Raw genomic sequence first — 14566 nt, 5'->3', positions numbered from 1 at the left:
CAACAGCAACAGCAACAGCAACAGCAACAGCAACAGCAACAGCAACAGCAACAGCAACAGCAACAGCAACAGCAACAGCAACAAAAGTCTCAAAACGAAGGGAAGGAAGCGCAAGGACAACAGTCACAAAATCAGCAAGATTCTGAAAATAAAAAAGAAAAACAAAAAACGGAACAACATCAACCGCAACGAGATGACAAGCAAGTGAAGGATCAAGGTGAACCAATACAGGCTAAAGCGCATCCCGAAAAAATGCATCAGGATGATCCTGAGTTCCGTCGACTAGAAGCAGTAGAAAGTGCTCGCGACCCAAGCTTTTTGATCCGTGCGCAAATGCAACTTCAAGCGCAACAAAAACAACCTCCACAACAATCTCAAAAGGAGTGGTAAGCCTGTGATGAACAAAGGCGTAAAACTGGTCTTTATTTTTGTGGCCAGCCTAATATCCAGTTTCTCGGTGATAGCACAGACACTTCAAGCTAGTGTGAATAAAACACAAGTAGCCAAGAATGAAGTGATTAACCTCAGAATCATTTCAGATACTGAGCTCAGCTCAGACTCAATCGACTTCAATGTTCTAGAGAAAGACTTCTTCTTGGGTCAACCTCGTTATGGCCGCTCTAGCAATAACATTAACGGAAGAAAATCAGTGCGTACCGAGTGGAGTATCTCAATTGCACCAATGAAAGAAGGTGTTCTGACTATTCCAAGTTTTTCCGCTGATGGTATGAGAACGGAGCCGATCAAACTGCGTGTCAACGCGAGCCAAACAGACCCCAATCTTGATGATCTATTTAGCTTCAATATTACGGTCGACAACAGTACGCTCTACCCTCAGCAATCTGCAACATTACGTATACAGCTTCTAATTAAAGCGGACACTCGACGCCTAGATAACCCGCAAATAGTACCTCCGCAGATTAAAGGCATGAAGCTTGAGGCACTGGGTGGCTTACAACAAAGACAGAAGATCTTAAATGGGTTAGAAGTAGCGATCATAGAGCAGTCGTTTCGCTTAACGGCCAATCAACCAGGCACTTATACCTTGATAGGTCCTAAACTGACCGGTTCTTATATTTATGGCGACAGCTTGACGGGCTCAACCAAAATAATGCCTATCAACACCAAAGCGGAACGCATGCCAATCACGGTCAAACCGATTCCGAGCGAATTTAAAGGTGAATGGCTTCCTGCTTCAGCGTTAGAAATGACACAGAGCTGGCAAGACGATCAAGGTAATCTACTGTCGACTAACGCGATCAACACAGTAAAACAAGGCTCTTCACTCACTCGAACCATTCAAGTTAAGGCTCGCGGTACACAAGCCGAATATCTGCCACGAGTCAATATTAGTTACCCGAGTTCACTGCGCGTGTATCCCGAACAACCTAAGTTCGATAGCGCGAGAGATGGCACCGTTACCATGACGGTGAAGCAAGTCATTATTCCTACAGAGGCCGGGAAATATACCTTACCAGGATACGACTTGAACTGGTGGGACAGTCAAAATGATGAAGCGAAGAAAACAACGTTACCAGAGCTAACATTAGACGTAGAGAAAAATGACACTGGGCTAATCACGTTGCCGGAATCGCCTCTTTCAGCGCCTTTAGTGTCAGCCCCTAGTCCTGAATCAAGCGGCGATGTAAACAGTCTCTGGCGAACATTAACCTTTGTTTTCTTAGGGCTTTGGATAATGACATTGGGAATCGCTATTTGGGCATGGAAAAAGCGGTCAATAACAGCGAGTGGAACGGTTTCAAATACTGAACAACCACTTTGCATCGACGCGCTAAAAAAAGTCATCGAAGAGGGCGATGCTGCGAAAATTGAACGCTCTGTAAATGAGTATTTAACCACTCATCAAGACAGGCTAAACCCTGGCGACGTACAAGCAATTAAGCAAGAGCTTAATGCCATGAATCAAGCGTATTTTAGTGCTAACCAACAACCTTGGAACCCTGATTCGCTGCTAGCGAAAATTCAAAACCTTGGCAAAGCAAACGTAACAAAAACCGACCACCAGCTCGAAAAGCTATAAATAACTAGATAACAATGGCAGCTCTCATGAGCTGCCCATTCTCTTATCCGGCCAAATTTGCTTTAGCGGTTTTATCTAGATCACCAACCGCCGCCCCCTTCCCTATCAAGTTGCTCTTATGAACATCACTCACTCAACAAACACTTGGGGCTCGTATTCGTATCGCCTTACACAATTTCGCCCATGATTCTTCGCTTGATAGAGTGCCTTATCCGACAACTGATATAAATGGTCGAAATTAAAGTCTTTGCCTTTCGCTTTGTAACAGGAGTAACCGACTGAAACGGTGAGTAACTCCCCTTCTGGGTTATGTCGATGCTTTATCCCCTCGCCCTCGATGCACTGACGAATGCACTCTGCTCTCAGTCGAACCTCCTCTTGCTCAGAACCAATCATGAGCAATGCAAACTCCTCACCTCCGATACGGCAAAAAACTTCATCTTCACCTTTGGTATGATGATCCAAGATATAGCCAATTCGCATCAATGCGATATCGCCTTCGAGATGACCATAGTGATTATTGAATAAGCCAAAATGGTCAATATCAATCAGGATCAGGCCAAACGACATGTCGTCTTCACACTCTAGGGCACAATATTTTTGCATCACATGTTCTAACATGCGGCGATTACCAAGACGCGTCAAAGGATCGAGCTTAGAAAGTACCTCAAGCTGTCGATTGGCTTCCTCCAACTCTTTTGTTCGGTTCTGAACCTCCAGCTCTAAGTTTTCGTTTAATTCGCGAATCGCCTCTTGAGCTTGAGTACGTTGCAATACTTCAGCTAAGCTGGACGCGAACATACGAATCACTTCACGTAACTGAGAAGTTAACGGCGCACGTGTCAGCAAATTATCAACAGCGATAAAGGCGATAGGACCACTGCTATTTGAAGTCAATACCGTCATCGCAGCCCAACCAAAGCCAACAATATTACAGTCATGATAAATAGGCACTGATTCTTCAAATGCGACTTCGTTTGGCATTGAGCGAGCCAGATTTATAAGAGAGAAATCTTGGGTTTCGCCAAAGAAGTAAGATTCATCCACCACATTACCTTGAATATCGGTACCCCACGTTCCTTGCATGTAAGAGCAATTTTCATCAGTTAAAAACACCGCCATTCGATCAATACCAAGATTTTTAATGGCGAAAGTGACGGCCGATTTGCATACTCCACTGACAGTAGTGCAACGTGATAACTCAACCATGCTTGAATGCAACATGCGTACGTTTTGTTCTTGGCGCTTACGAATGTAAATTTGAGAGAAGAGTGAACCAAACGAGTCCAACATCTGTTTTTGATATGCCGTTATCGGCTTACGATGAATAAAGTTATCTAGCGCGAACCACCCAAACGGTTCATTGCCATCGCGTAAAATCAACATCGCATTCCAGCCCTGCCCGATGACCTTGCCTGCTGTGTATATTGGCGCGTCTTCTACAATCACTAAGTTGCTCTCAAGGCTAGATAACGCGGTGATATACTCCTCGCTAAGTTGGTGTAAATCGTATTGTGTGTGAAATTCATCAATCGTAATTCCTGACTCATCCGTGCCGTATGTACCACTGAAGCTGCGCTTTTTCATATCGAGAAGCATCAGTGTAGAGCGATCAAACCCAAGTCGTTCACGTAACGCTTCGACGGCTTTGTAGTACAAGTCCTTTAAAGAATCAGGATTAGAGATTTCGAGTGCAACTTGCTGAACTAACTTCATATTTTCGATAAAGCGCTCGCGTTGGCTAATCTCATCAACATATTGCGCTTCACGAATATCTCTGTGCCTGATCTCTTTCGAGGCATTTTTTTCAGCACGAATACATTGCCAACGCGCCGCTGCGAGTTGCATTGCGTCGTAACTTTCTTCATAGATATTATGTGCCGTGCGAGCATGTACAGATTGAATCAGTAGGTAGGTACGTTTGATAGGCGTGTTGTCGAGCATCATGATGTAACTATCACCGCCTAAATCTCGGGTGTGATTCCAGTTACAAGTGTTGATCGCCAGAGGTATGATGCTTTCAGAGGTGTCAAACTGACTTGCCCACTCCCAGAATGTCTCAGGATAGTTTTGGGTTGGGTAAAGCTCTCCGCGAGAGAAGCTCATCGAATGACGAGGGTTAATTGAAGGATCTTCAAAAATAGCGAGGGCTTGAGGGGAGAACAGACTCTCTAAATGATCAAAGATTGCCTCCGCTAGCAACCGATGGTCCCTCGTTGAAGACACTTTTCTTGTAAAACTTCTTAAACTCACCCTACCAACCTAATCTACTTTTTTATCCTCGATAAAAAACTACTTAGGCCATGATATGCAATCAATACGTTCAAATTTGAGCTGTTAAGTCATTCGCAAAATTATCAGACTTAGTGTTACATTCGAGAGCTCTTCAGCACTTTTAAAGCCATGTTTCACATAAGTTACATGCTTTATAAACTGGGGAGGAAAGTTGTACTTATTTACAAGATTTTTGTGTTGGTAGATGTTTTAAGCCTACGACTTAAAAAGAAAAAGGCCCCTCATCAAGAGGGGCAAAGTTACCATCGCTTATAGTTATTTAGTTATGCTTGTAAATACGGTGGATTAACCGAAATCACCATTTACGTAGCCTTGAGTACGGTCGTCTTGAGGGTTGCTAAAGATCACTTGCGTATCGTTGTGCTCAACCAGTTCACCCATTAGGAAAAACGCAGTGCGGTCAGAGATACGACGCGCCTGTTGCATTGAGTGAGTCACGATAACGATGGTGTAGTTCTTCTTTAGCTCTTCCATCAGTTCTTCGATTTTGTGTGTCGCAATTGGGTCAAGTGCCGACGTTGGCTCATCCATCAGAATCACATCCGGCTCCATCGCGATTGTACGTGCAATACATAAACGTTGCTGCTGACCACCAGAAAGACCGAATGCGTGTGATTTAAGGCGATCTTTCACCTCATCCCAAAGTGCAGCACCGCGCAGCGAACGCTCTACCACTTCATCAATTGTCTTTTTGTCTTTGATACCTTGAGCACGTAAGCCGTAAGCCACGTTCTCGTAAATGCTCATCGGGAATGGGTTTGGCTTTTGGAATACCATGCCGACTTTGATGCGAAGGTCAGCAACATCAATGTTGCCGTAAATATCTTCGCCGTCCATCGCCAATTTACCTGTAATTTTCACGCCTTCGATTAGGTCATTCATTCGGTTCAAACAGCGTAGAAGCGTTGATTTTCCGCAACCTGACGGGCCGATAAGTGCAGTTACTTGGCGAACTGGAATTGGTAAGTTGATCGATTTCAGTGCTTGGTTGTCACCGTAGAATAGGTCTAGGTTTTCAATATCAAATTTGTTCATTGTCTTAATCTCTTAATTCTTGAATTCGTGTCTTTTAACGTGCGTTCTTAATTAGTGTTGTTAGTAAGTTGCGGTGTTAAAACGTCTAGCAATCAGTTTCGTTACCATGTTGATCAAGAGAACAACTACGATAAGCACTGTTGCCGTACCGTAAGCCTGATTCCATTCTTCAACGGTAAACAGTTCGGTAGTCAGTTTGTATAGGTGAACGGTTAGCGTACGACCTGAATCTAATAAAGAATCCGGAATACGTGCAACCATACCTGCTGTCAGGAATACTGGAGCAGACTCACCAATGACACGACCAATACTTAGAATGACCGAGGTTAAGATACCTGGCATTGCGCTTGGAAGAATCAAACGCCAGATAGTGTAAATCTTAGAAGCACCGAGGCCATAAGAGCCTTCACGGTACGTTTGTGGAACTGCCATCAACGCTTCTTCCGTTGTACGGATGATAACTGGCAGGATTAGGATACTTAGCGTCAATGCACCCGACAGAATCGAGAAGCCAAGGCCAAGAATCGCCACGAAGAAAGTCATACCAAACAGGCCGAAAATGATCGACGGGATACCCGCCAATGACTCGGTACAGAATCGGATGATTTTCACCAAACGACTGCCCACTTTCGCGTATTCGGTCAAGTAGATTGCCGTCATGATACCGAGTGGCGCTGCCACTGCGATAGAAGCGATAACCATGTAAATGGTCGCCACAATCATTGGGAAGATACCGTGCTCTTCACCTGTGCGCGTATAGTTATCAGTAATGAAGTTCCAATCTACGTGTTGTAGACCGTTTGATAGGATGTACCAGATAATCCAGAACAAAAAACCTACCGTTAGTGCTGCCGAGATCCAGACAAATGCGTTAAAGACATTATCTTTGAACTGGCGTGCTTTTTTCAGTTTTGCGCGATCCATAATAGTCACCTTTAACGAGCGATTACTTCGCTTTTTCTCGGTTTAGGTACAGTAGTACAGCGTTCAACGACATGATGAAGACCAGAAGTACTACACCTGTAGCGTAAAGTGCGTTCGCGTGAACACCACTTGCGTAAGACATTTCAATAGCGATGTTTGCAGTTAGTGTACGAGCCGAATCCAAGATGCCTTCTGGCATTGCCGGCGCGTTACCCATAACCATAATGATCGCCATGGTCTCACCTAATGCACGACCGATACCCAGAATCACACCTGTCATGATGCCTGAGCGAGCCGCTGGAACGAGCAATTTAAAGATGGTGTAGATTTTTGATGCGCCCAGTGCCAAAGAACCTTCTTTATAAGTACGAGGGACAGCGCGGATAGACGTTTCAGATACCGTAATTACTGTTGGTAGAATCATCACACCAAGAACAATAATACCGGCCAAGATAGTGTTACCTGCAGGTACATCAAATACCTTCTGAATCAATGGAACGATAATAACCAGACCGAAGAAACCGTAGACCACTGAAGGAATACCGGCTAGCAGCTCAACCGCTGGACGGATGATGTCTGCTAATCGCTTTGGTGCGATTTCAGCGATAAAAATGGCGGTCAGAACACCAATTGGAACCCCAACAATGACAGCACCAGCCGTCGATACGATAGATGCCACAATCATGGTGGCGACACCGTAAAGCGCAGGTGGTAACCAGTTTTGTCCTAAGACAATGCCCGATACGCCTGCTTCTTGGAATGCCGGAATACTCTCTCGAACGATGAAGTATGCAATAACGGCTAATGAAACAATGCCGATTACGGCACTCGTTAGGAACAAGCCGTGGAAGATGCGCTCTTTCCAGTCTACACGACGCTTCTCGCGTAGGCCTGACTTGCTGATAGCTCTAGCGTCAGTATTCATAAGCTTTTCACTATTTGTTGCGATGGTCATTTAAAAATCTCACGGTTCTGGGCAATGCCGTTGAACACAATGGATAGAAAAGGCTCAGCCCTAAACGTTGGGCTGAGCAAACTTTAGAGTCCCGATGGGATTAGTTAACTGAGATGTAACCTTTTTGGTCAACTAGCGCTTGCGCTTCGTCAGTTAGCATCCAGTCTAGGAATTTTTGCGTTTCTGTTGATGGCTTGCCTTCTTTGTAAAGAACAAGGAATGGACGCGCTACTTTGTAAGAACCGTTTTTAACGTTAGCTACCGTTGCATCAACGCCGTCGATTGCTAGCGCATTAACAGTGTTGTCTACAGTACCAAGAGAAATGTAGCCGATTGCGTATGGGTTAGATGCAACCATTGTTTTCAGTGCGCCGTTACCGTTTGCAACTTGAGCACGTTGAGAGATAGCTGATACTTTCTTACCAGAAATCTTCATTTTTAGAGACATGATGTCTTCAAATGCGCCACGAGTACCAGAAGCCGTGTCACGAGTAATGGCTACGATTGGCTTGTCTGCACCACCGACTTCTTTCCAGTTTGATACTTCGCCTTTGTAGATTGCAGTCACTTGCTCGGCTGTTAGACCTGGCAGTTTGTTTTGTGGGTTAACAACCACTGCGATACCATCACGAGCAACCACTTCTTCGATTAGTGTTGATTCTTTTTCAGAGTCTTTTAGATTACGAGAAGACATACCAAGGTCTGCTGAACCATTTTTCGCTGCTTTTACACCAGCTGAAGAACCAGGACCTTGAACTTCGATAAATACGTTAGGGTTCTTCTTCATGTACGTTTCAGAGAAAACTTCCATCAGTGGAGTTACGCTGCTAGAACCCACTGCAGAGATAGTTTCTTTAGCAGAAACAGGAGTCACTGCCATTGCGCCTAGAAGTGCGATTGCACCGATTACTGTCTTTTTCATCACAATTTCCTTAAGTGGCTTTATTGCCGTTGTGTTTCACTTGAACGGTGCTCACTTTAGAATTTGAATATGACAGTTGTGTTTCACTTAGTTGAACCCTCTATGACACGTTGTCATTTCTAACTATTAATTCCGCGACTTATCCCTCTCTCAATTTGAACGTAACGTTTTTATAAGTTGCCTCATGTTCAAGATGATAACCTCATCGATTTTGGTACATTTCATAACAATTAGATATGAGTAACTCATTGATTTGGCGAATGTAACAATTAAAATCGAAATGCTTATTTATAAAAAAGATAATAATCAAACCGATAGAGGGTCAATCTCATGCGTCAATTTCTTAGTACGCTTTCTATTAAACTTCAGGTTTTTCTGCCTGTTCTATTCACAGTTATATTACTCATCATTGGACTGAGTGTCGGAATCGGTAAACTCGATCAAGCATTCAATAAGGTTTCGGCTTCCACCCATAAGCTAATCATTCACAAAGAGGAACTTAGCGGCATCGTAGACAACACTTACGCCATGCGCATCAAAGCCATTTATAGTCTATTTAGAGCCGAAGATGTTCAGTCTCTCAACCAAGAGCTTTCTGAGCGACAAAACAAAAACCGCGATTTTCTTAACTCCATCGACAATCTCCCTGGCGTTCAAAATGAAGTCAATGCTATGCGTAAGGCCATGAATCACTATGTTGATTTCACTCGCGTTACCATGACACCTCTGCTCACCACTAAACACTCTTCTGATTACACCACCTCTGATTTCAATCAAAAGTACGAATCTACAATGGCTGAGTATCGATTAGCTGGCGAAGCGATGATCAACGCCATCGACAAACTATCTAAACAATTGAATCAAATCGTCACCGATGAAGTCGAAACGAATGGCGAACAACATTCAACCACGCTAACTTACAGCGCCGTCTCGCTTGCGGTGATCTTGAGTGCCGCTTCACTTATTAGTTGGGTACTCGCCAGCTACATCGTTGCGCCGATTCGTAACCTTCAAGTAACGATGCAGGAAGTCGCGAAGGGAAACCTACTAGTTAAGGCCGAAGCCATCGGGAAAAACGAAGTGTCTCAGCTGGCTCGAGATGTAAACCAGACCATAGAAAAACTGCGTGAAACTGTAAGCGCATTGGTTCGCATTAGTGAAGATGTGGCATCAGCATCAACCGAGTTAGCAACTGTTATGACTCAAAGCAGCGTCAACTCGGATCAAGAAAAGCAAGAAGTTGAGCAAGTAGCCTCGGCGATCAATCAGCTAGAGTCGACCGCAGCTGAAGTATCGACCAATGCACAAGAAGCCGATAGTGCATCAAATCAAGCACGTACGTTAACCTCACAAAGTATAAGCATGTTTGGGGAAAGCACTCGCGCAAGTGAAAAGATGGCGGAACAACTTAACGAAGCCGCTGCCGTCGTAACTTCGCTAAAAGATCAATCAGAACACATTGGTCGCGTGATCGAAGTGATTGAAGGTATTTCTGAGCAAACGAATCTACTTGCACTGAATGCAGCGATTGAAGCTGCACGAGCGGGCGAAAGTGGCAGAGGCTTTGCGGTAGTGGCCGATGAAGTACGTATGCTGGCAGCGCGAACTCAGGAGTCCACCAAAGAGATCCAAACCATTATAGAAGAGCTACAGCAACAATCTGGTCACGCAAATGAAAGTATGCATTTCAGCTTAGCGATGTTGTCAGACAACCAAGCTCTGACACAAGAAGTTAGCCAATCACTTGCTAATATCAGTAATGCTATCGCCGATCTGAACTCAATCAACACTCAAGTTGCGACCGCATCAGAAGAGCAGAAGCAGGTCACGGCTGATATCAACAACAACTTAACGAACATCTATGAACTAGTGAGCCAGAACGTCACTGGTATCACTCAATCAGCCGCGGCAGCGCAAGAGTTGTCTGGTTTAGCAGAAAACCAAAAACATCAGCTTAAGCAGTTCCAAGTTTAAATTCTCTGCTCAACACGATAAGTTCCAAAGGTTAGAAAAGAAAAAGCTCCGCACTGGCGGAGCTTATTTTAAAGGCAAAGCTATCAACCCTTATTAACGTAATAATTATTATTCATCTGTCACTAACAAGAGAGAACTTTTGAAACTTGAGTTTAACGGATCTCTATTGAAAACCTCACCATTAGTCGTATCAAAAGTTGCAACATGCTTACCGTCGCCATTAGGTGTGTTGCTCCAGACATAACGCCCTAGAACATCATCTCCATCTGTCAGACTATAGCCGCTAGCAAACCCTGTACTATTTATGGCTGGGCTGTGGCAAGCTCGCTCAGTTAGAGATACTAGCTCTTTGATATTTGCTAGTCGCCAATTTTTTTTGTCAGCAAAATTGTGAAGAGGATGGTTGCCGTCCTTATTACGAATTTGTTTGGCTGTGGAGAGAGCGAGTTGCCATGACATTGTAGATCGCGTCCCCTGGCATTCTTGGTTTCCTACATTCCATGTCATACCAACTGGACAGCGCATCCATGTTAGACCTGTTTTCAGGTCAGTTACGGTACCGCTCTCAGAATATGTATAACGCGTGTTAGGTGCCGTTTTAGCAAAGTCAGTAGAACACTCTTGTGCAGCTATTGCAGTTTGAGAAGCCAAAGTAAGAGATAGTACAGTTATTAATTTCTTCATCTTATTGCCCCTTAACTGCGACTAGACGGATTGGGAATTGGTAAGAATCATCGGCACCCGCACTTGTGTTGCTTGATCGAATCTCGACGTATGAAATAGTGCCTCTATCTTTGCCCCGGGAGACAATCGCAGGGAAATAAATCTCGCCATCAATAAGTTGTGATGATGCATTCGTAAACTTAAAGTCGCTATGCCAAAACGCACCATATCCTAAATAAGGGCTACCTATGGTTTGCTGTGGAAAGTATTTAACATTAAAACCATAGACGTTGTATTTTGCATATTCATCGTTCGGAGCAAACAGTGTTTGTTCACCAAAGTCTAGTAAGTCATAAGTCTCACGGTAAGTAGGCAAGCGCCAACCAGTGATTCCACATAACGATTGTTTGTTTATGTACTCAACATATTGGCTAGTGGTACAAACTTCATCACCAGCGTCTTTACAACCTGCAAGCTCTACATCTTTGCTAAATGGCTTAAATGCTTCAGACTCAAACGCAAACAGGCGATCTTTAAATTGAACCGAGCTCGCATCCGCACTCTTATTTTCCCAAACAAGACCAGTACGTTCGTCCATAGTACAAGCCCACTCAGTCGCATCTGCAGCTAAAGCTGCACCTTGTGAATCTAGCTTAACGAACTTAAAGCCAGCGCCTGTCGACGTTTGCTTGTCCTCTTTGTCGAAGCCGTATTCCGCATCTTGACCAGGGTAAGACGCTTGAACCTCTGCTACGTCTGCTGCTCCTTCAGCAAAATAAAGAACGGCGCCCGTATCGTTACTACCAACCGTTTGTTCAGCAACCGCTACAATTTCTTCAGCAAATGCACTTACTTCCGCTTCAGACAGAAGATCAGAGGCCAATGATTTACCCTGGAAGCTAAGGCTTTGAGCAAGCAGCGCTACGCCTTGGGTCATTTGTTGTGGCTGCATCGCAGCTAATAGCACAACCGTGTTTTGCTCTAGCTTGTCTAGCTCGCTAGCTTCTGCGTTAGACATCACCGTACCAGAAAGAGAAACGCCGGCATCGGCGAGTTGCGCTTTCACAATCTCTTCAGCTTGAGCAACGGTTTTACCGTCAATTACAAGACCCGCGAGCAACGTTGTTACACCATTGACCGTGTTACCCGTTGCTAAATTTTGACCCGGAGCCGCAAGACGCAACGTTTGGTTTGAACCTTGATCAACTTGAGCAAGAATGGTGCTGGTTAGTACGTTTTTGTCGCTTGAAGTCAGGCTAAATTTACCGGCATTATCCGTTTTAGCACTCGGTTCAGTGGAATCACAAACGTAGTTTTGGTTTAAATCGATACATACTGGCGTATCAAGAAGTGTACCTGCAGAAACGATGGTGCCAGCTACATCATAGGTCGGTGCCGACGTGTCACCACCAGAACCTCCGCCACAGCCAGCAAGGGCTAGTGACATAGCAACGAAAGAATATTGAAACTTCATAGATTTTATCTTCTTTTGATTTTAATTAACGAGAGCGAATCACTCTCACCATTGAAAGCAGGAAAAGTCCTAACAAGGTCCAAGGCGAACCACTGCCACCTGAACCACCGCCACTGCTTTCTTTAGTGGTATCAGCACTACACTGATACTGAGCAAAGTGACTCACACCCCACTCTTTCAACACCCCAGAGTTCCCTGACACGCGGTCAGACACTTCGAGACGCCAAGTACCCCAACTCGGTTGACCGACAAGTGCTTGTAACTCCTCGTCATACTGAGCGGTGAAGTAACCTTTAAATCCTTTGGTATTGCTTGATTGATGGCTAAGTAGCACGACCGATTTGCCTTGTGGAGACACTAGCGTCACTTGCAGATCTTGCAGTGAGTCATGTTCGATGTTCAGGTAAACCGCAAACGAATCATCAATCGTGCGTGACTTGTCCGATAGCGTCTGAGAGAACAGTCTGTCGCCCTGTTCCGGCAAAGCGGAGTTCACTGGTTGAGGCTGGATATCGAGCTCTGGCGTACCATTAACCAGCACCACCTTTTCACTCCACTGGTGAGTCTTTAGGCCTTCAGAAAATTGATAATCCAATGAAATAGAGGAATCGAATTGCGTGCCACATGTTAGACCGCTTGGTAACGCCACCTTCATTGAGGTCGAGTCAGAAAGCGTTTCATCAAAATCGAAAACAGATGCGTTGTTTAGCTGCCATTGCCCTTTGATGCTCGCTTCACGGCCAGTTTGGCTCAGGCTCAAACCAACGTCTTGACCTTGTGCGATGTATCGAGCGTCATAGCGAACACGAAGAGGCGCTTTAAGTAAGTTGTGTCTGTTGAAGCTGTCCGTCAGGAATTGGGCGTAGTCTTTATTTGGGAACAAGATGTTTGCGGCAAACACGGTCGACTCCGCCAGATCATGCATTTTCACGCCACGACCAATGCCGTACATGCCTTCAAGAACAATGGCGTCAAACTCGCGGAACACCCTATCGGTATCATCACCGTATCGTTCAACCGATGCTTTAAGCGCTTGAAACAGCGGCGTTGACCATAGCTCGTCACCTAGTTCACCGCCCACACTGACGTGCGCTGGATACTCTGAGCTTTCGAAGTAACGTGCTCTTTGGTTCCATAAGCTACGAGTTGTTTTGCGTGTTCCGAACACACCGTCCCAGTTGAACACCGTATCTAGCTCGAACTCTTGACCACGACGCGAAGCATCCAAATATTGAATGCGGTAGCTCGCGCTGCCCGCCCAGTAATCAGCAAAACCCTCTGCGATAGCACCAGTGTGACCGTACGCCCAATCCGGTACGATTTGGTAATGAATGCCATGCCCAAGCTCGTGTATCACCACATCAGCATCAACTGCATCCGGAGAAACACCACCGACACCTAGCATGAGTGCTTTCGGACCGTAATAGTAAGTAGAGTTATCTTTTGATAAACCGCGAGCGTCAAAACGAAGCGGTTCGTCAAACAAGTCGTAAGTCAGGCTTGTCAGATATTGGATCGAGCTATCAAGATGATAAAAAGCCATCAACTGTGGGAACGCATTGTCACCAAACTCGGTGCTTTGCATCTCATCAACACTGTCAAACGCTTGAACTCCTTCTGCGCTGAGAAAGTCCAACGTATCAAGCACAGGTGCTTCACCAGGTGCTGGGGCTGCAAATAAACCCGTCGCATCCACTTGCTTTAATCTTGGGTTAGAGAGATAGAACTTACCTCCCGACTTTAAAACCTCAATCGACTTGGTGACGTACTCGATCGGCTGAGGGTAATCGGACAGTGCTGACCACGTCGATTCTGGTGCCGCTTGCTGTTGCATGGTGCGAAGATCTGGGTTGAATAAAGAAACCTCAACATCAACCAGACTTCCAGAGCTCAGAGCAGGTGGCTCTTGTGCTTGCAGTTGGCGAGGCGATTCCAATTCCATTGCAACCGTTGGTTTACCGTTGCGAATGATCGTATCTTCAAGGCTCTTAAACACTCGCACAACGTGATGATTTTTATCGGTTGTTACTACTAGGGCACGCTGTGCTTGATATTCACCGTTTACCCAAACATCAAAATTGTAATGCTCACCAAGCTGAGACTGGGTTTTGTAACGGAACTTAAACTCGCCCGTTTCTGAGTAGTGGCTGTCTAGATAAGTTTTCGCTTGCGCTTCATTCGTTACCACAGAGTCCGTTGCGGGATAATCCCACTCTGCAGCCTGCGCCGCAGGGGTACAAGCAATAAGTAGTGAAAACGCCAATGGTTTTAGCTTCATGATTT

The 14566-nt window shown here is 45.1% G+C and carries 10 protein-coding genes and 1 pseudogene; 3 read left to right on the top strand and 8 right to left on the bottom strand.

Features of this window, described 5'->3' with window-relative positions; genetic code table 11:
- Positions 1 to 390 (top strand): annotated as a pseudogene (locus tag R7M72_RS06680) (hypothetical protein); the annotation flags it as partial.
- Between the two features lie 4 nt (positions 391 to 394).
- A complete protein-coding gene (locus R7M72_RS06675; RefSeq protein ID WP_191116094.1) occupies positions 395 to 2041 on the top strand; it encodes a BatD family protein in 1647 nt (548 codons plus the stop codon).
- 129 nt (positions 2042 to 2170) lie between these two features.
- On the opposite strand, the gene R7M72_RS06670 is transcribed toward R7M72_RS06675, so the two are convergent.
- From R7M72_RS06670 to R7M72_RS06650, 5 genes are all read right to left on the bottom strand, one after another.
- Positions 2171 to 4294: a GGDEF domain-containing protein gene (locus tag R7M72_RS06670; protein ID WP_025768552.1), complete on the bottom strand. Its 2124-nt coding sequence runs from the start codon at positions 4292 to 4294 to the stop codon at positions 2171 to 2173.
- 327 nt (positions 4295 to 4621) lie between these two features.
- Complete coding sequence (gene pstB, locus R7M72_RS06665; RefSeq protein WP_005375156.1) at positions 4622 to 5371, bottom strand: phosphate ABC transporter ATP-binding protein PstB; 750 nt, start codon at positions 5369 to 5371, stop codon at positions 4622 to 4624.
- 60 nt (positions 5372 to 5431) lie between these two features.
- A complete protein-coding gene (gene pstA / locus R7M72_RS06660; RefSeq protein WP_005383923.1) occupies positions 5432 to 6295 on the bottom strand; it encodes a phosphate ABC transporter permease PstA in 864 nt (287 codons plus the stop codon).
- Between the two features lie 22 nt (positions 6296 to 6317).
- The gene (pstC, locus tag R7M72_RS06655) at positions 6318 to 7250 is read right to left on the bottom strand and encodes a phosphate ABC transporter permease subunit PstC (RefSeq protein ID WP_005375154.1); all 933 of its coding nucleotides are present in this window, start codon (positions 7248 to 7250) and stop codon (positions 6318 to 6320) included.
- A 100-nt stretch (positions 7251 to 7350) separates the two neighbouring features.
- Positions 7351 to 8172 carry a phosphate ABC transporter substrate-binding protein gene (locus tag R7M72_RS06650; protein WP_005375153.1) on the bottom strand — a complete coding sequence of 274 codons (822 nt, stop codon included), beginning with the start codon at positions 8170 to 8172 and terminating at the stop codon, positions 7351 to 7353.
- Between the two features lie 330 nt (positions 8173 to 8502).
- Between R7M72_RS06650 and R7M72_RS06645 the strand changes: the two genes are divergently transcribed.
- Positions 8503 to 10146, top strand: a complete 1644-nt coding sequence (locus tag R7M72_RS06645; protein ID WP_017635422.1) for a methyl-accepting chemotaxis protein — start codon at positions 8503 to 8505, stop codon at positions 10144 to 10146.
- Positions 10147 to 10254: 108 nt separating this feature from the next.
- On the opposite strand, the gene R7M72_RS06640 is transcribed toward R7M72_RS06645, so the two are convergent.
- The 3 genes from R7M72_RS06640 to R7M72_RS06630 are packed head-to-tail and all read right to left on the bottom strand — an operon-like array spanning position 10255 to position 14561.
- The gene (locus R7M72_RS06640; RefSeq protein ID WP_017635423.1) at positions 10255 to 10830 is read right to left on the bottom strand and encodes a DUF1566 domain-containing protein; all 576 of its coding nucleotides are present in this window, start codon (positions 10828 to 10830) and stop codon (positions 10255 to 10257) included.
- 1 nt (position 10831) lies between these two features.
- Positions 10832 to 12283 (bottom strand): DUF1566 domain-containing protein, encoded by a 1452-nt coding sequence (locus R7M72_RS06635; protein WP_047104502.1) that lies wholly within the window; start codon positions 12281 to 12283, stop codon positions 10832 to 10834.
- Between the two features lie 25 nt (positions 12284 to 12308).
- Entirely contained in the window at positions 12309 to 14561 is a 2253-nt protein-coding gene (locus R7M72_RS06630) for a proprotein convertase P-domain-containing protein (RefSeq protein ID WP_033906728.1), read from the bottom strand.
- Between the last annotated feature and the right edge of the window lie 5 nt (positions 14562 to 14566).

It is taken from the genome of Vibrio sp. YT-18 (assembly GCF_033337345.1).
Classification (GTDB): Bacteria; Pseudomonadota; Gammaproteobacteria; order Enterobacterales; family Vibrionaceae; genus Vibrio; species Vibrio alginolyticus.
This window is presented reverse-complemented; position numbering and strand designations above follow the sequence as displayed.